Origin of the sequence: Pseudomonas quasicaspiana (genome assembly GCF_021147825.1) — a bacterium.
GTDB lineage: Bacteria > Pseudomonadota > Gammaproteobacteria > Pseudomonadales > Pseudomonadaceae > Aquipseudomonas > Aquipseudomonas quasicaspiana.
The window spans coordinates 1-15,773 of the sequence record NZ_JAGTPI010000093.1; the positions used below are offsets into that span (position 1 = coordinate 1).

The window sequence follows — 15,773 nt, forward strand, 5'->3', positions numbered from 1 at the left end:
GCCTTCAGGAGCGATCGGCCTCCCCCAGAAACGTATTTCTCGTATGTCACACCTTAGAGACTAACCCTTCTCCTTGGTGCAGGAGCAACATACAAGGAGTGAGCTTGCTCGCGATGACGTCGGTTCAGGCGATAAATTCGTAGACCCTATGACCGAATCGCGAGCAAGCTCACTCCTACAGGGTCCCGCGTTTGCTGCGCGACAGAGTTGCGCAGTTCAAAGCATCAGGGCTGCTGAAAATCCGCAAAGCTCAATCCCGCACCCAGCGGCCTCACATCCTTCAAATAAGAATCCTTGTCCGCGCTCAGTTCCAGGCTGACGGTGGACTTGCGCTGGCCTTTATTGCGAATCACCAGACCTTCCATGTGATCACGCAGGAACACCGTGGTGACCTTCAAATGCAGCAATTGGTCGGTGGTCGGCGTGTACAGCAACAGATGCACCCATTCGTACTGACCCACCGCCAGGCGCGGCACGGGCAGGTCGAACCACCAGATGTTCTTGTTGGTATTCAAGGTTGCAAAGTGGGTGTTGTTGGTACCCAGCACGGCACCGCCCAGTTCCTGGTTCCGGCGTGCGATGGCCTGCTTTTTATCGAGTTTCATAATGTTCCTGCGGATCGTTGTATTCAGCGCGACGGGCATTGGCCCGACGCAGCCGGATTGCGTTGCGCATTCTCGTGGGTTGCTGCGCAAACTTAAAGCCAAAGTTTTACCGAGCGGTTTTATCAGGCTCATGAGCAGCAGACGAACGGCTGTCACGTTCATGAAAATACTTGAAACTCTGCGCAAAAGGGGCAGGTCAATCATTACGTCGAGGCGATGACCTCTCATTGATTCTGCGGAGTAAGACCTATGAGCAGCACTGGCGATAAAGTTAAAGGCATGGCTAACGAAGCAGTCGGTAACGTCAAGCAAGGCGTGGGTAAAGCAACCGACAACTCCAAACTGAAAGCTGAAGGCAAGGCCCAGGAAATCAAAGGCGAAGCCCAGCAAGCCAAAGGCAAGGCCAAAGACGCAGTGAAGAAGGGCGTCGACAAGGCGTAAGCCGACTAGCCGGGTTAGTCCTGGTGTTGAGCAACGGCCATCTTCGGATGGCCGTTGTCATTTTCAGCGTCTGTAAACCAAGGTTTTGAAACCTTTTTCAGGCCGTCCAGTCCACTGAATTAAGGTAAAACGCCATTATCTGCGAACAGCTTGTGTAAGAGGCGCAGTACCCATCAATGTGAATGTGTAAGCTGCGTCAGTTATGTAGCGAAGGAGACGCCATGATTTTCCCGGAATTGCGCCAACTGCCACTGGGCAAGGTGATGGTCCGTACGGTTAGCGAATTTCTCGATGACGAGATGTCTACCTATGCGTCAGCGTTGGCCTACCAGATGCTGTTCTCGCTGTTTCCTTTCCTGCTGTTTCTGATTGCCCTGATCGGTTTTCTGCACCTGCCGGATTTCTTCTCCTGGCTGCGGTTGCAGTCAGAGCTCGTTTTGCCGCCTCAGGCTTTGGAGCAGGTCAATCCGGTTATTGATCAACTGCAGCAGTCCAAAGGCGGGTTGCTCTCGATTGGTATCGTCATCGCGCTATGGACCGCCTCGGCCGGTGTGCGCTTGATGATGAGTGCGATGAACGCCGCCTATGACGTGGTTGAAGGCCGCCCGGTCTGGAAGCGCATTCCGCTGTCTGTGGCTTACACCATCGGTATCGCCATGATGATGCTGGCGGTGGCCGCGTTGATGGTCACCGGGCCGCAAGTCATGAACTGGATTGCCGCGCAAATAGGCATGGAAGATTTTATCGTCACGCTCTGGACCATCCTGCGCTGGCCGCTGATCGTCATGCTGCTGATGGTGGCTGTGGCATTGATTTATTACGTCATGCCGGACGTAAAGCAGGAGTTTCGCTTTATCACGCCAGGCTCTGTGCTGGCGGTCGTGGTGTGGATTATCGCCTCGTTGGGCTTTGGTTATTACGTCAAGACGTTCGCTGACTACAACGCCATGTACGGCAGCATCGGTGCAATCATCGTCTTGCTTCTGTATTTCTATATTTCGGCAGCGGTGCTATTGCTGGGTGCCGAGATGAACGCCGTAGTCGAACATATGTCGGTTGAAGGCAAGGACAAGGGCGAGAAAGTAGAAGGTGATGGCGCAATCGAGTCCACAGAGAAACAGCATGTTTCCGGTCTGGGGCGTGACCATTCTCTGCCGCTGCCCGCCAAGGCCGGGGAATCCTGAGCCTGAGTGTGGCAGGATGAGGTTTTTTCGCTAAGGAGCCCGGCCCGCATGATCCACCCCATTCTGAAAATGGGCGATGAGCGTCTCTTGCGCATCGCCCCACCTGTGCCTCAATCGATGTTCGGCAGCGCTGAGCTCAAGACCCTGATCGCCGACATGTTTGAAACCATGGAAAGCGTCGGCGGTGTTGGTTTGGCGGCTCCGCAGATTGGCGTAGACCTGCAACTGGTGATCTTCGGTTTTGAACGCAACGAGCGTTATCCGGATGCTGAAGCCGTACCTCAGACGATATTGCTTAATCCTGTGATCACGCCGTTGCATCCGGCCGTTGAAGAAGGCTGGGAAGGTTGCCTGTCTGTGCCGGGTTTGCGTGGCGCGGTTAACCGCTTTCAAAGTATCCGTTACGAAGGCTTCGATCCGGACGGCCAGCCGGTCCTGCGCGACGCCCACGGCTTTCATGCCCGCGTAGTGCAGCACGAATGCGATCACCTGATTGGCCGCCTTTATCCTTCGCGTATTACCGACTTCAGCAAGTTCGGGTTTATGGACGTGATGTTCCCGGATATGGATCCGAATGCGGATGAGTAACGCTTAGGCAGAATGCATTCATGCTTTGAGCTGGAATGCATTCTTGTAGGAGCGCGCTTGCCCGCGATTCGGTCTGTCAGTCGACGAATCTATCGCCTGTGCTTAAGCTATCGCGGGCAAGCGCGCTCCTACGGTTCAATATCTACCCCTTCCTCTGCATCGCCATCAACGCCTTGGTCTTTTGATACCGCGCCAGCTTGTCCGCCAGCATCGGCGGCAAATCTGTTGTGAGTGCGAAGGCTGATCGTTCGTAAAACGTCACGAGATCCGGATGGCAAAACAGCCAGACCGGCCCGTTCAGCTCCTTGAGCGCGCTGGCGATCAGTTGTCCTGCAATGGTCCGTCCTCGCCACTGCGGCGCCACGAACAGCCCGGTCAACCAATACCCGTCAGCCACCGGCATAAGACTCAGTGCGCCGATGATTTCCTGCTGCCGTGCCACCCACATCTGTGCCGCTCCGGACGAGCGCATTGGCGAGCGATGGGAGCGGTAGAACTTGTCCAGCAGGGGCTGGCAGAGCGACGGTAGAGGGCAGAATTCAGTCTCGGACATCTGGCAGGGCGCACTTCAGAGGGGCGGCCGGAATGGCTGCTTATCATAGCGTCGAATCGGTGTATAACAGAGAACAGATCCTTGAACCTGGAGCACGCATCATGAGCAAAGGTATGGATTCAAAGAAAGCCGCGAAGAAAAAGCCCGCCAAGACCGCCGACGAAAAACGCGCCGACAAAAAAGCCAAGAAATCCGATACGGGGCTTTTTGGGCATTGAGCCCAAGCGGAGCCTGGCATTTGGGCTGAAACAAGATTCACCGCGAATTTATTCGCGAAGGGTGCCTTTCTGAAAAATATCCGGGTCTGACCCACCGCATTCGCGAATGAGTTCGCTCCCACAAGGGCCGTCTCAGATACCTTGCGCGAAGTCTGACGGGCTCATGTACACGCCCCGCATTTTTCATCTATGGTTGGCTCAACCGTTTTGACCGGATTTGCCATGATTCAAGGTTTTGCCGAATTATCGATGTACACCGCCCCAGAGCGCGTCGCGCAGGCCAGTGAGGCCTGGCTGGCGCGGATCTTCGAAGTGCTCGGCGCGCAGCGTCTGCAAGGTGCGTTCGATCTGCCGGAACTCTGGCTATCCAGGCAGCTACTGCTCGCACAGACCTGCGGTTATCCCTTGATGACGCTGTTGCGCGGCAAGGTTCGCCTGATCGGGCGGCCTGCTTACGAGTTGCCCAACAGCGCCGATGGCCTGCATTGCAGCCTGCTGGTGATCCGGGCTGATGACCCTCGTCGATCAGTCGCGGACTTTCTCGGCAGCCACGGCCTCGTCAACAGCGAAGACTCCAACTCCGGTATGAACCTGTTGCGGCATACCGTTGCACCGCTGCAGCAAAATGGGCGGTTTTTCTCGCAGGTATCCCTTACCGGCGGCCATCGTCACAGCCTGCGCTGGCTCAAGGAGCGGCGCGGTGATATCGCAGCCATCGACAGCGTGACCTTCGACTATCTGGCCCGGGATGCCAGCGAGGAGGTCCGCGGTTTGCGTATTCTGGCGCGCACTGCTCATGGCCCATGCCTGCCTTTCATCACGTCGTTGAGCGTCGATGTCGCTCAGGCAGAGGTCATCCGTCATGCCATGAATCAGGCTCTGTCGGACTTGCCGGATGTCGCAGAGGCGCTAGCGATCAGTCAGGTGTTGGCAGCCCATCAAGACGATTATCAGATACTGCTCGACTATGAACGCCAGGCGGCCGAGCAAGGGCTGCCTTCATTAGCTTTTTAAGACAGGAGGCAACTTGTTGGCGAGATGGGCTGACGCGGTTCTTCAGGCACTTCGCGCTCCTGCCCGTGCATTGCGAAGGCTCTGACGTGTCGCTCCAGAAGCAGGCCGCCTATGCATGAGTACAACTTATCGCCGTCTGCCGATGTCGATACCTTTCAAGTCTATCTAACAACGAATTTCCCAATCAGGCCGGGCCCGGCCATCCAGAGGTGACCATGACATCAATCAGAACCCTGCTCGGCTGTTCACTCCTGGCCCTTGGCCTGTTGGGGCAACCCGCAGTGGCGGCGGAAAAGGCGGCACCGATCAACTTCGGCGACATCACCTGGGAAAGCGGCAGCTTGATCACGGAGATCCTGCGCACCATCGTCGAGAAAGGTTATGGCTACCCCACCGATAAGCTGCCGGGCAGCACGGTGAGCCTCGAAGCCGCATTGGCGAAAAACGATATTCAGGTCATCGGCGAGGAGTGGGCCGGGCGTAGTCCTGCCTGGGTCAAGGCCGAAGCCGAAGGCAAGGTCCATGGGCTTGGCAATATCGTCAAAGGCGCGACCGAAGGTTGGTGGGTGCCGGAGTTCGTGATCAAGGGCGATCCCGCCAAAGGCATCAAACCGCTGGCCCCGGACCTCAAGTCGGTGGCTGACTTGCCTCGCTACAAAGACGTCTTCAAAGATCCTGAGTCGCCGGACAAGGGCCGTTTCCTCAACAGCCCCACTGGCTGGACGTCAGAAATCGTCAACACCCAGAAACTCAAGGCTTATAAGCTCAATGACAGCTACGTGAACTTCCGGACCGGTTCGGGCGCGGCGCTGGATGCAGAGGTCAGTTCTTCGATTCATCGTGGCAAACCTGTGCTGTTTTACTACTGGTCGCCGACTCCGCTGCTGGGCCGCTTCAAACTGATCAAGCTGGAAGAGCCGCCGTTCGACGCCGAAGCCTGGAAAACCCTGGCCGACGCCAATAACCCGAACCCACGAGGCACTCGTTCACTGGAGCCGCGCCTGAGCATCGGCGTCTCGGATGCATTCCACAAACAGTATCCGGACCTTGTCGCGTTTTTCGAAAAGGTCGACCTGCCGATTGACCTGCTTAACCAGACCCTGGGGCAGATGAGTGAAAAACGTCAGCAGCCCAAAGAGGTTGCTCAGTTGTTCCTCAAGCAGCATCCTGAAGTCTGGAAGGCCTGGGTGCCCGCCGATGTGGCCGGGAAAGTCAGCAACGGCTTGTGAGTCTCTGCGCTCCCGGCAGAACCTTGAAAGGCTGATGGTTGAGCCATGACCACTGACGTTGTACTCGAGACGCAGCGCATGATTCTGCGCCAGTTAAGCAGCGCCGACGTGCCGCCAATGACGCAGATCCTCATTAATCCTGAGGTGATGCGTTATTCGGTGCGGGGCGTCCTCGGCGAGAGCGCAACGGCGGAGTTCATTGACTGGTCTTTGCAATCTTATGCGCACCACGGCTTCGGGCCGTGGGCGGTGGTCGAAAAAGCCAGCGGTGTCCTGATGGGATTTTGTGCTCTGAATCGTGAGAGCGTCGACGGCGTTGAAGAAGTGGAGATCGGCTATCGCCTGGCGCCGCAATTCTGGGGGCGTGGCCTGGCCACGGAGATTGTCCGTGCGACGCTGGGTTACGGCTTTGAACACTTGGGGCTGCGCTCGATCATCGCCATCGTTCAGCCCGCCAATGTTGCTTCCGTGCGCGTGATTCAGAAGGTGGGTTTCAACGCATTTGTTTACAGCCAATACCACCGGTTAGGCGTGAAAATCTATCGTTTGAACCGGGATGAGTGGTTGGCGGAGGAGACTTCATGACCCTGCACAAGTCAGTGACCGGCAACTTGTTTTTTGCCTTGCTGCTTGGCCTTTGGACAAGCGTTGAGCAGAGTGTCCAGGCTTCAGAGGTTGATGACAGCGCCTTGGCGTATGTCGAAGACCGGCACCTGGGCGAAAGCCTTGGTTGGCTGGGCTATCAGGTTGCTTCGCGCACTGCCACGTTTGGCAGCATCGTCGAGTCGGTTGGCAAGACGCAGGCGCAGGAACTGGTCAAAGATGAGTTGCAGCGTTTGCAGCCGCAGTTCCAGTCGCAATGGGATCGCAACATGGCTGCGGCTTATGCGCAGTCCTTCAGCGCTGATGAACTGCGCGCACTCAACCGCGGCGACAAAGAACCGCAACTGGCCAACAAACTCAGGGCCAAACAGAATGACGTCGGTACCGACATGAAGGCGCGCTCGGCCGACCTGCTCAAGGAGTTTGTTTCGCAAGCGCTGAACAGCGCTATGGCGAGGCTGCCACAATGATGCACATTACTTTTCTTCAGACTCAGGAAACGAGGTAGAACCATGGACCCATTCATGCAGGCCGCAATCGACGAAGCTCAACTGGGGCTAGCCGAGGGCGGTATTCCCATCGGTTCAGTCATCGTTCACGACGGTCAGATCATCGGCCGCGGTCATAACCGTCGGGTTCAGGAAGGCAGTGCTATCAAGCACGGGGAAATGGACGCGCTGGAAAACGCGGGCCGCCAGCCTGCCAGCGTTTATCGCGACGCCGTGCTCTACACCACACTGTCACCTTGCTCGATGTGCAGCGGGGCGATTCTGTTGTACGGCATCCGCAAGGTCATCGTCGGTGAGAACCAGACGTTCATGGGCGAGGAAGCATTGCTGCGTTCACGTGGTGTGAATGTCGAAGTGATCGACAATCATGCCTGCGTCGACATGATGAAAGGCTTCATCGCCAGCAAGCCAGAACTGTGGAATGAGGATATTGGGGAGTAGGGCGTCGCTGTACAAGATTTACCTGTAGAAGGTCGCCCAGTCTCCCTGACACACCGCTGTCGCGCAGCAAACGTGGCTCACTCCTACAGGTCCGTGTTTGTTGCGCGACAGCGTTGCGTAGTAGACGGGGGGACGTCCCAAAGGCGTGAAAACATAACTAACTGATTTATAAGGATTTTATCTGTAGGAGCGCGCTTGCCCGCGATTGCGTCAGGACAGACGACATATTCATCGACTGACGGACCGATTCGCGGGCAAGCGCGCTCCTACAGGGTCCGTGTTTGTTGCGCGACAGCGTTGTGTAGTAGACGGGGAGACGTCCCAAAGGCGTGAAAACATAACTGCCTGATTTATAGAAATTTTACCTGTAGGAGTGAGCTTGCTCGCGATTGCGTCAGGACAGACGATATATTCATCGACTGACGGACCGATTCGCGGGCAAGCGCGCTCCTACAGGTCCGTGTTTGCTGTGCGACAACGTTGCGTCGTAGACGGGGAGACGTCCCAAAGGCGTTAAAACATAACTACCTGATTTATAGAGATTTTATCTGTAGGAGCGCGCTTGCCCGCGATTGCGTCAGGACAGACGGTATATTCATCGACTGACGCACCGATTCGCGGGCAAGCGCGCTCCTACAGGGTCCGTTTTGCTGCGCGACGGGGGATGTCCCACAGGGAAGTGGTGTTTACTCGCCTGCTACCTTCGCCACCCCGAACAACGAAACCCGCAATTCTCCGTTGTGCTCTTCCACCCTCACGGGTGCCGTTCCGCCCGGCATGCTGACGTGAACCAATCCTGCTTCCACCAACCCTGCATGCCAGGCTGCGCTGGCCACGGCGCAGGCGCTGGTGCCTGAAGATGCCGTGGGGCCTTCGCCGCGTTCGAAGACCCTGGCCACGATTTGATTGGCGGATTGCACCCACGCCCATTGCAGATTCACCCCGGCTGGGCAAGGTTCGCCTGTGCCGGATTCACCTTTGGCAAAGGCGATACGCGTCAACGCCGCGTTCAATGCTGACTCCTGCAACGCCTCGAAAGACGGTAAGTCCGCTTCATCACTCACCAGCGTGACGCAATGAGGGTTGCCAATGCGCACGAAAACGCTGTGGTCCCATTGGGCATAAATCTGCGCCAAAGGCTTTACCCGATTAACCGCGCGACCATTGAGCTGCGCGGGCTCCAGGCTTTCGCCAAGCGCGCCAACCGCTTGCGGGCCGAAAGACGGATTTCCGAGTGCCAGCCAGAAACCATGCTCGCCATTGACTGTAGTCGGCTCAACCTGAGTGCTGACCGGCGTCGCTGTGTCGCGATTATCGTGATGAACCCGCAGCTCAAAGCCTTGCGAAGCAACATAACCAGAGTCAGTCAGAAAGCGGGCAAAAATGGTCATGCCGTTGCCGCTGCGTTCGGCCAGCGTACCGTCTGTGTTGACGATCAATAGGTCAAATGGCGCTGCCTGCTGAAAAGGACCGACCAATAATCCATCCGAACGGTGCGCCTTTGCGCCTGCCGGGCGCGTGCCCTCTGGCCAGTTGCACAAGGCATGCACTGCGGCGGCGGCCCATTGTTCTCTATTCAAGGCAGCATCGGCTGCGTTATCAGCAATCGCGATGCCCCGTTCGCGCAAGTTCTGAGGCGTGCAGACGATATAGATATTGCCGCGTGCGTCGTAAGTCTGACTCATGAACGGTTCACAGTTTGTTTAAAAAACAGCTATTGAGAAGCAGCCCCGAGCGCCGAAGCAAGCTTTTTCATGGAACAGATGCTTTCGTATGAGTGGTTCCTGTCTGGAACGATGCTAATCTCGTTTAATTCATTAGTGGCAATCTGATCACCTTTTGGGTCAGTGTTGGAGGCATACGGATGTCGGTGCAGTTACGCAATAACGTCAGGGTCACGGGAGAGGGGCCTGCAACCCTCGTGTTTTCCCATGGCTTCGGTTGCGACCAGAACATGTGGCGATTCATGGCCCCGTATTTCGCCGAGCGATTCAAGGTAGTGGTCTACGACTTGGTTGGCAACGGTCAGTCGGATCTGTCTGCCTACTACAAGCGCAAGTACGACTCTCTGGATGGCTACGCCAGTGATTTGCTCGAGGTCGTCAAGGAATTCGCCGGGCCGGGCCCGGTGATTCATGTTGGCCATTCGGTCGGCTCAATGATTGGCGTGCTCGCAGACCTGCGCGACCCCGGCCACTTCGCGGCGCAAGTCATGGTCGGCCCGTCGCCGTGCTACATCAACGACGGTGACTACGTGGGCGGTTTCACCCGGCAAGACATCGTTACCCTGCTCAGCACGCTGGCAGCTAACTATTTTGGGTGGGCCAGTACCATGGCTCCGGCCATTATGGGTGCCCCCGATCAACCCGAGCTGGGCGAGGAATTGACCCATAGTTTCTGTCGCACCAACCCGGAAGTTTCCCAGCAGTTTGCCCGCGTCACGTTCACGGCGGATAACCGTAAGGATGTAGCGCAGTTGCCGACCAAAACCCTGGTATTGCAGTGCAATCAGGATTTTATCGCGCCACTGGACGTGGGCGATTATCTGCAGCGGGTGATGCCTGACTGCACGCTGAGGGTTATCGATAACATTGGCCATTGCCCGCACATGAGTAATCCTGACGCATGTATTGTCGCGATGGATGAGTTCTTTGGCACGTCTGGAGTGGTGACTCTTGCCGGTTGATGTCGAGTTGAGCGCTGACAGCGACCTGCTGTTCGAGGGCGCGGCCTGTGGTCTGCTGCTGACTCGCGAGGACGGCACGATCCTGCGGGCCAATCTCACTTTCTGCCTGTGGATGGGCTCCGATTCGGCGAGCCTGGCTGGAACCCGCTTTCAGGATTTGATGAGCGTAGGGGACAAGATTTTCCAGCAGACACACTGGGGGCCGCTGCTGGAGATGCGGGGCTCCGTGTCGGAGATCAAACTCGACCTGGTGCGGCATGATGGTCACGCCATGACCATGATGCTCAATGCCATACGACGGGAAACCCCGCATGGCGTGGTGCATCACCTGTCCCTGATGAGCGGCGAAGAGCGCAATAAATACCAGCGTGAACTGGCCGAGACGCGTCAGGCGGCGGAAGAGATGCTGTTGCAGCAACTGGCCTCTCAGAAGGAACTCTCCTCGGTGCAGAACCGGCTGCGTATGGCTCAGACCGAAGCCGACATTCGTGCCACTTTCGCCGAGCAGATGGTGGCCATCGTCAGCCACGACCTGCGCAATCCGCTGGCGGCGATCAAAATGGCGGCCGGGCTGATCGGGCTGGAACCGCTCAGCGACAAACAACAGCGCAGCCTCGGGCTGGTCAATCAATCGGTAGGGCGTGCGCAGCGTTTGATTGTCGATCTGCTGGACTTCACTCAGGCAAGGGTGGGCAGCGGTATTTCCGTGCTGCCCCAGCCGGTGCAGTTGCATGAGGTGATTGCTGCCAGCGTGGCGGAGCAACGGCTGTTATTTCCCCGGCGTGTGCTGATTCACGAATGTATTGGCGACGGCTTGTGCACGGCTGATGCCGACCGGCTATTCGAGCTGGTTGATAATCTGGTGAGCAATGCCGTGGCTTATGGCTCTGCGACAGGGGTTATCACCATCACCTCGGCATTCGATGCTCAGTGGATCCGCATCGCGGTGCACAACGTCGGTCCGCCGATACCGCCGGATCGGCTTGACGGCCTGTTCGAACCCATGCCCCACGGCGTGGCTGACGATGATCCGAGTCGCAGCATCGGCCTTGGCCTGTTTATCGTCCGCGAAATCGCCCGCGCTCACTGGGGCGACGTCAGCGTTACCTCTACTGCCGAACAGGGCACAACGTTCACCATCAACCTGGCGCGGCCAGTGAGTTGATACCGCCTGACATAAAATTTGTAGGAGTGAGCTTGCTCGCGATGGCGTTTAATCAGACACAGCTTTGTAACGGATATACCGCCATCGCGAGCAAGCTCACTCCTACAGGTCACCCGTTTGCAGTGAAATCTGCGTAGCTCAAGCCCACACAGTCATCCACGTCGAAACCAGCAGTAACAGCGCCATGCTCCGGTTGAACCGTTGCATACCCGTTGGCGACCGACAGAACCGTGCAGCGCTGACGCCCAGCCAGGCCCATGCGGTCATGCAGGGGATTGCGATCAGGAAGAACATCAGCGACAGGTAAACCACGCGCATACCTCTGTCGGCTTCGGTCCCGGCAAAAACGCTGACCACTGCCAAGGCCATCATCCACGTCTTAGGATTAACCAGTTGCAGGCTGGCGGCCCCGAGCAGACCCAATCGGGTGCCTTTGCTGTCCGTGGCGTTTTTATTTTCCGGGCCGTTCGGATTGATAGCTGCGGCCGGGGCGTTGAAAATCTGCCAGGCCATCCAGCTCAGCCAGGCAATTCCCACCCACGACATCGCCGTCTGAATACCTTGATGCCGAGCCAGCACATCGCCAATGCCGGTGCCCACCAGCAACACCAACGCCGCGGCGCCGCCACACGCGCCCAGCACGATAGGCGTCACCACGGCCCAGCCGTGTCGCGAACTATGGGTCATGACCAGAATATTGGTCGGGCCGGGGGTGATGGATGACACGAAGGCAAACAGCACGAAGGGCAAAAACTGGTCCATGGAGCGCTCACTGGTGATTGATCGTCAGTCGATCATCGCCATTGGCGGTGCCTCAGTCTGGAAGGTTTGAGCAACGTTTGCGGTAATCGGCTGGGGTCATACGGTAAGCCCGCTGGAACCATCGCCCCAAGTGGCTTTGATCAGCAAAACCCAGCGCAGCGGCGGTTTCAGCCGGGGATTGACCGCCCGCCAGCAAGCGCCGTGCTTTGGCCAGTCGTAACTGAATCAGATAGGCATGCGGGGCGATGCCGAAGGCGGCCTTGAACGCCCGGGTCAGCCGAAAGCGATCAACCCCCGTAACCCGCGCCAGATCATCCAGACCAATGTCGTGGCTGGCGTGGCTGTGGAGAAAGTCCCGCGCTATCTGCGCTACCCGTGGTAAGCGCGGGTCGGGCGAGATCTGGGTCCGCCAGCGCAGATGGCGGGTCAGGTTCGACAGCAGGTCATCCAGTGCGGTCTGACGCACGATGCGCAGCTCGGCTCCGTGCAGCGTCTGGAATGCGTTAGCGGTGGCAGTGGCCAGACGCGTGTCATCAGCCTGCGTGTCCGCGAAACTTATCTGGCAGTCAGCCGGTGTATGTTCGAACAGCGAGCGTAACTCCCGGTCCAGCCACTTCGGGTCTACATACAGGGTGAGGTAGGTAAAGCCTTCCGGGGAGGGGGCGTCACCGTCGTGGATTTCGCCGGGCTCCAGCAGGAAGATCCGGCCAGGTGTGCTCACATAGCGTTTTCGTCGGCAATGGAATTGCTGCACGCCCTGCTCGGTGATGCCCACCAGATAGCTGTCATGCCAATGCGGATCGTAGGCATGCCCCTCAAAATGCGCGCGAATCGTCTCGATGCCGGACTCGCTGTCCTGCTTCAGATCGATCCAGTTGCTGTTGGTCATGGCAAGGTCCTGTTGGCACGATGTTACGGGGCGGTGCATTTGATCAACGGTTCATCCTGAAAGATTTTCGACGGGCGAGGCGCTGATGTCTGGAAGATTTGTGCACGTTGAGTTTATTGTCATGGTCGGACGCAGTTCCCGACTTCTGGTTTTACGATCATGGCGTCTGGCCGCTACAATGCCGCCGATTTTCTCTCTTTCACGTTGATGACAGGAACGCCATGAGGCAGACCATCGCCGAAGATGTCGCATTAATCAGCCGGATCAGCGCGGTTCCCGCCATGCTTCAGGTGATCAGCGAGACCACGGGCATGGGGTTCGCCGCTGTTGCGCGCGTGACCGACACCTCATGGACCGCCTGTGCGGTGCTCGACAAGCTGAATTTCGGCCTCAAGCCCGGCGGCGAGCTGGAACTGACCACAACTATATGCCACGAAATCCAGTCTTCCCATTTGCACGAGGCGGTGATCATCGATCATGTCGGTGAAGACGATCACTACCGCACGCACCACACGCCGCGCATTTATCAGTTCCAAAGCTACATTGCCGTACCGGTATTCCTGTCAGACGGATCGTTTTTCGGCACCATCTGTGCGCTGGACCCTAAACCCGCCCAGCTCAAGGCCACGGCAATCGAGGCCTTGATGACCTCGTTCGCGCGGTTGTTGGCGATTCAGATCGAGGCCGAAGAAAAGCTGGAGCAAGTCAAAGCCGATCTGCGAGCAGAACGCGAAGTAGCAGAGTGGCGTGAGCAGTTTATTGCCGTATTGGGCCACGACCTGCGTAACCCGCTGTTTGCGATTACTGCCAGCGCCGAGTTGCTGTTACGGCGTTCTCTGGACGAAAAGGCCGCAAAAATTGCGGGTCATATCCTCACGTCCGGAAGGCGCGCCTCGCAATTGGTGGACGACGTGCTGGATTTTGCCCGTGGGCGATTGGGGCATGGTATTCCATTGAGCCTGCATGAGTGTCGGGATCTGGGAGCTGCGCTCAGTCATGTGATTTCCGAAGTGCAACGTGTTCATCCAACACGTCCGATTCGATCCTTTATTGGCGCCCTCGACAGCATCCGGTGTGACCGCGAGCGGCTGGCGCAACTGCTGTCCAATCTGGTCGCCAACGCGATTTCCCACGGTGACGCCAACGGGGTCGTGGACGTAGCGGCCCGGGTTGAAGCGGGGGAGTTCCTGATGACAGTCACCAACCAGGGCGTGCCGATCCCCGATGATGTTCTGCCTCATCTCTTCCAGCCGTACTCGCGCCCTGGAGCCGAAGAACCTCAGGCCGGGCTTGGACTGGGTCTGTACATCTCCAGCCAGATAGCACTGGCCCACGGCGGCATGCTGACGGTGCATTCCAGCCATGAAGACGGCACGACTTTCACTTTCCGCATGCCGTTGAGCTGACTCACGGCAGCAGTTCGAAACGACTGCTGGCCAGGCATTCGCCGTTGATCAGAACGTCCAGTTCATGCACGCCTGGGTAATGCACCCGGGTGGTGAAATTACGCACCTGAAGTTTGCGTGTCACGTTCACCGACTCGCCGGGCCCCAGCTCCAGCGTCTTGAGCTTGAAGACCTTGGCTGAGGTGCCGCCGGACTTCTTCACGTAATGAATCGCGTAATCGATGATCAGCCGCTGGGTTTGCTCGGCGGTCGACGTCAGCTGGAAAGACAGACTCAGGTCGTCACCCAGACGAATCGTGCCGGGAGTGACGCTGATCAGCGCTACACGCACTTGCGGCTTATGTCCTGCGCCCATGATCGTCAGCGCTCGACGGTCACCTTTTTTGATCAGCGAACGCAGCGCGTGACGAGCGATCCAGGCGGTGTGCGGGTTTTCCAGCGACCAGCCTTCGATTTGCGCCAGCACCCAGTCGGGGTTGTCCTTGGTGATGTCGTTCAGGTGATTGGCCACCGACTTGCGCACATACAGGCTGCTGTCAGCCTTCAGAGTGTCGAGGATCGGCAGCACTGGCGTCGGGTCGGCCATCAACTTTTCAAGGCGGAACGACCATGGTAGCCGCGGTCGACTGCCTTCACTGGCCAGTCTGCGCACGTGTTCATTTTCGTCCAGTGCCCAGCCTTGCATGATCAGCAGCGCCCGCTGGAAATCCAGACGCAGGAAGTGCCGCACGGCAAATTCAGACGAGCCAAAGGTCGTGAAGAACTTCAATGCTGCCATAGAGCGTTCGAAGTCATGCTGACCATAGAGCGCCACGTATTCCGGCAGGATCAGGCTGACAAAGCTGCTGTTCAGGCGTGGCGCGAGTTCGTACAGAATTCCCAGTGCCTCGGAGTAATCCGCAGGCAAGCCAGCATGCAACCCGCGACTGACGCGGTTGAGCCGTTGCATCAGCGACTGGCTGTCCAGGTCGTGGGCCACATGCTCCAGAAACGCTTGCGTATCGAAGGCGGGGTAAATCGCCGTTGTCTGTTCGGCGATATGCTGCAGCCGCGCCCGGTTGAAAATCTCCTTCAACGCCGGCGCGGCCTGGGTGGTGTCGGTCATGGGGAGCTCCAGATTATGAACGCGTAGAACCTGTGGGAGATTCTATGTTGGCCTGCAAGGATTGATCCCGGTGGGAGCGAATTCATTCGCGAATGCGTCTTGTCAGGCGACAGAAGTGTTGAATCTGCCGGCCCTTTCCCGAATGAATTCGGTCCCACAGGTTTTGCATAAGCTTGAGAGGCTATCAATCTGTTGGAGCGAGGCTTGCCCGCGAAGAACGATAACGCGGTGTGGCCATGAAAACGAGTCGTCAGTATCGCGGGCAAGCCCGGCTCCCACAGGGATTAGCGATCCACCTGAAACGATTATCTGTGGGAGATTCCATGGTGGCCTGCAAGGGTTTATCCCGGTGGTGCGAATTCATTCGCGAATGCG

Annotated in this window: 17 protein-coding genes; 11 read left to right on the top strand and 6 right to left on the bottom strand. The window is 57.6% G+C overall.

Annotated elements, in window-relative coordinates; all coding sequences use genetic code 11:
- Nucleotides 1-224: 224 nt before the first annotated feature.
- A complete protein-coding gene (locus tag KDX30_RS28240; protein ID WP_231678128.1) occupies nucleotides 225-605 on the bottom strand; it encodes a hypothetical protein in 381 nt (126 codons plus the stop codon).
- 249 nt (nucleotides 606-854) lie between these two features.
- Between KDX30_RS28240 and KDX30_RS28245 the strand changes: the two genes are divergently transcribed.
- From KDX30_RS28245 to def, 3 genes are all read left to right on the top strand, one after another.
- Nucleotides 855-1,046, top strand: a complete 192-nt coding sequence (locus KDX30_RS28245; protein ID WP_087270630.1) for a CsbD family protein — start codon at nucleotides 855-857, stop codon at nucleotides 1,044-1,046.
- 221 nt (nucleotides 1,047-1,267) lie between these two features.
- Complete coding sequence (locus KDX30_RS28250; protein WP_027901882.1) at nucleotides 1,268-2,230, top strand: YihY/virulence factor BrkB family protein; 963 nt, start codon at nucleotides 1,268-1,270, stop codon at nucleotides 2,228-2,230.
- Nucleotides 2,231-2,278: 48 nt separating this feature from the next.
- Entirely contained in the window at nucleotides 2,279-2,818 is a 540-nt protein-coding gene (gene def, locus KDX30_RS28255) for a peptide deformylase (protein ID WP_099270706.1), read from the top strand.
- Nucleotides 2,819-2,960: 142 nt separating this feature from the next.
- On the opposite strand, the gene KDX30_RS28260 is transcribed toward def, so the two are convergent.
- Nucleotides 2,961-3,371 carry a GNAT family N-acetyltransferase gene (locus KDX30_RS28260; protein ID WP_231678129.1) on the bottom strand — a complete coding sequence of 137 codons (411 nt, stop codon included), beginning with the start codon at nucleotides 3,369-3,371 and terminating at the stop codon, nucleotides 2,961-2,963.
- 440 nt (nucleotides 3,372-3,811) lie between these two features.
- On the opposite strand from KDX30_RS28260, the gene KDX30_RS28265 reads away from it, so the two are divergent.
- From KDX30_RS28265 to KDX30_RS28285, 5 genes are all read left to right on the top strand, one after another.
- On the top strand, nucleotides 3,812-4,603 hold the full coding sequence (locus KDX30_RS28265) for a phosphate/phosphite/phosphonate ABC transporter substrate-binding protein (RefSeq protein WP_231678130.1): 792 nt from the start codon (nucleotides 3,812-3,814) through the stop codon (nucleotides 4,601-4,603).
- Between the two features lie 215 nt (nucleotides 4,604-4,818).
- Complete coding sequence (locus KDX30_RS28270) at nucleotides 4,819-5,832, top strand: ABC transporter substrate-binding protein (RefSeq protein ID WP_027901886.1); 1,014 nt, start codon at nucleotides 4,819-4,821, stop codon at nucleotides 5,830-5,832.
- Nucleotides 5,833-5,877: 45 nt separating this feature from the next.
- Entirely contained in the window at nucleotides 5,878-6,417 is a 540-nt protein-coding gene (locus KDX30_RS28275) for a GNAT family N-acetyltransferase (RefSeq protein WP_231678131.1), read from the top strand.
- A complete protein-coding gene (locus tag KDX30_RS28280; RefSeq protein ID WP_027901888.1) occupies nucleotides 6,414-6,905 on the top strand; it encodes a hypothetical protein in 492 nt (163 codons plus the stop codon). The genes KDX30_RS28275 and KDX30_RS28280 overlap by 4 nt, the downstream gene beginning before the upstream one ends.
- 42 nt (nucleotides 6,906-6,947) lie before the next feature.
- Nucleotides 6,948-7,385 carry a nucleoside deaminase gene (locus KDX30_RS28285; protein WP_231672549.1) on the top strand — a complete coding sequence of 146 codons (438 nt, stop codon included), beginning with the start codon at nucleotides 6,948-6,950 and terminating at the stop codon, nucleotides 7,383-7,385.
- Between the two features lie 686 nt (nucleotides 7,386-8,071).
- Here KDX30_RS28285 and KDX30_RS28290 read toward each other — a convergent pair.
- Nucleotides 8,072-9,070, bottom strand: a complete 999-nt coding sequence (locus tag KDX30_RS28290) for a diaminopimelate epimerase (RefSeq protein WP_231678132.1) — start codon at nucleotides 9,068-9,070, stop codon at nucleotides 8,072-8,074.
- 179 nt (nucleotides 9,071-9,249) lie between these two features.
- Between KDX30_RS28290 and KDX30_RS28295 the strand changes: the two genes are divergently transcribed.
- A complete protein-coding gene (locus tag KDX30_RS28295) occupies nucleotides 9,250-10,071 on the top strand; it encodes an alpha/beta fold hydrolase (protein WP_099270692.1) in 822 nt (273 codons plus the stop codon).
- Entirely contained in the window at nucleotides 10,061-11,236 is a 1,176-nt protein-coding gene (locus tag KDX30_RS28300; RefSeq protein WP_231678133.1) for a PAS domain-containing sensor histidine kinase, read from the top strand. The genes KDX30_RS28295 and KDX30_RS28300 overlap by 11 nt, the downstream gene beginning before the upstream one ends.
- Nucleotides 11,237-11,374: 138 nt before the next feature.
- Here KDX30_RS28300 and KDX30_RS28305 read toward each other — a convergent pair whose 3' ends face one another.
- Together KDX30_RS28305 and KDX30_RS28310 are read right to left on the bottom strand one after the other, a co-directional pair.
- Entirely contained in the window at nucleotides 11,375-11,998 is a 624-nt protein-coding gene (locus KDX30_RS28305) for a LysE family translocator (RefSeq protein WP_231678134.1), read from the bottom strand.
- Between the two features lie 52 nt (nucleotides 11,999-12,050).
- Nucleotides 12,051-12,887, bottom strand: a complete 837-nt coding sequence (locus KDX30_RS28310) for an AraC family transcriptional regulator (RefSeq protein ID WP_231678135.1) — start codon at nucleotides 12,885-12,887, stop codon at nucleotides 12,051-12,053.
- Nucleotides 12,888-13,108: 221 nt separating this feature from the next.
- Here KDX30_RS28310 and KDX30_RS28315 point away from each other — a divergent pair, with 221 nt between their 5' ends.
- Complete coding sequence (locus KDX30_RS28315) at nucleotides 13,109-14,293, top strand: GAF domain-containing sensor histidine kinase (protein ID WP_231678136.1); 1,185 nt, start codon at nucleotides 13,109-13,111, stop codon at nucleotides 14,291-14,293.
- A 1-nt stretch (nucleotide 14,294) separates the two neighbouring features.
- Here the strand turns inward: KDX30_RS28315 and KDX30_RS28320 are convergent, their stop codons facing one another.
- Complete coding sequence (locus KDX30_RS28320; protein WP_231678137.1) at nucleotides 14,295-15,398, bottom strand: DNA alkylation repair protein; 1,104 nt, start codon at nucleotides 15,396-15,398, stop codon at nucleotides 14,295-14,297.
- Nucleotides 15,399-15,773 lie beyond the last annotated feature (375 nt).

What these genes read in the sequence shown, in the direction of transcription:
- KDX30_RS28275 (WP_231678131.1), top strand. Translation starts at nt 5,878, where the DNA reads ATGACCACTGACGTTGTACTCGAGACGCAGCGCATGATTCTGCGCCAG.
- KDX30_RS28260 (WP_231678129.1), bottom strand. Translation starts at nt 3,371, where the DNA reads ATGTCCGAGACTGAATTCTGCCCTCTACCGTCGCTCTGCCAGCCCCTG.
- KDX30_RS28280 (WP_027901888.1), top strand. Translation starts at nt 6,414, where the DNA reads ATGACCCTGCACAAGTCAGTGACCGGCAACTTGTTTTTTGCCTTGCTG.
- KDX30_RS28310 (WP_231678135.1), bottom strand. Translation starts at nt 12,887, where the DNA reads ATGACCAACAGCAACTGGATCGATCTGAAGCAGGACAGCGAGTCCGGC.
- KDX30_RS28320 (WP_231678137.1), bottom strand. Translation starts at nt 15,398, where the DNA reads ATGACCGACACCACCCAGGCCGCGCCGGCGTTGAAGGAGATTTTCAAC.
- KDX30_RS28315 (WP_231678136.1), top strand. Translation starts at nt 13,109, where the DNA reads ATGAGGCAGACCATCGCCGAAGATGTCGCATTAATCAGCCGGATCAGC.
- KDX30_RS28270 (WP_027901886.1), top strand. Translation starts at nt 4,819, where the DNA reads ATGACATCAATCAGAACCCTGCTCGGCTGTTCACTCCTGGCCCTTGGC.
- KDX30_RS28245 (WP_087270630.1), top strand. Translation starts at nt 855, where the DNA reads ATGAGCAGCACTGGCGATAAAGTTAAAGGCATGGCTAACGAAGCAGTC.
- KDX30_RS28265 (WP_231678130.1), top strand. Translation starts at nt 3,812, where the DNA reads ATGATTCAAGGTTTTGCCGAATTATCGATGTACACCGCCCCAGAGCGC.
- KDX30_RS28250 (WP_027901882.1), top strand. Translation starts at nt 1,268, where the DNA reads ATGATTTTCCCGGAATTGCGCCAACTGCCACTGGGCAAGGTGATGGTC.
- def (WP_099270706.1), top strand. Translation starts at nt 2,279, where the DNA reads ATGATCCACCCCATTCTGAAAATGGGCGATGAGCGTCTCTTGCGCATC.
- KDX30_RS28285 (WP_231672549.1), top strand. Translation starts at nt 6,948, where the DNA reads ATGGACCCATTCATGCAGGCCGCAATCGACGAAGCTCAACTGGGGCTA.
- KDX30_RS28290 (WP_231678132.1), bottom strand. Translation starts at nt 9,070, where the DNA reads ATGAGTCAGACTTACGACGCACGCGGCAATATCTATATCGTCTGCACG.
- KDX30_RS28295 (WP_099270692.1), top strand. Translation starts at nt 9,250, where the DNA reads ATGTCGGTGCAGTTACGCAATAACGTCAGGGTCACGGGAGAGGGGCCT.
- KDX30_RS28305 (WP_231678134.1), bottom strand. Translation starts at nt 11,998, where the DNA reads ATGGACCAGTTTTTGCCCTTCGTGCTGTTTGCCTTCGTGTCATCCATC.
- KDX30_RS28240 (WP_231678128.1), bottom strand. Translation starts at nt 605, where the DNA reads ATGAAACTCGATAAAAAGCAGGCCATCGCACGCCGGAACCAGGAACTG.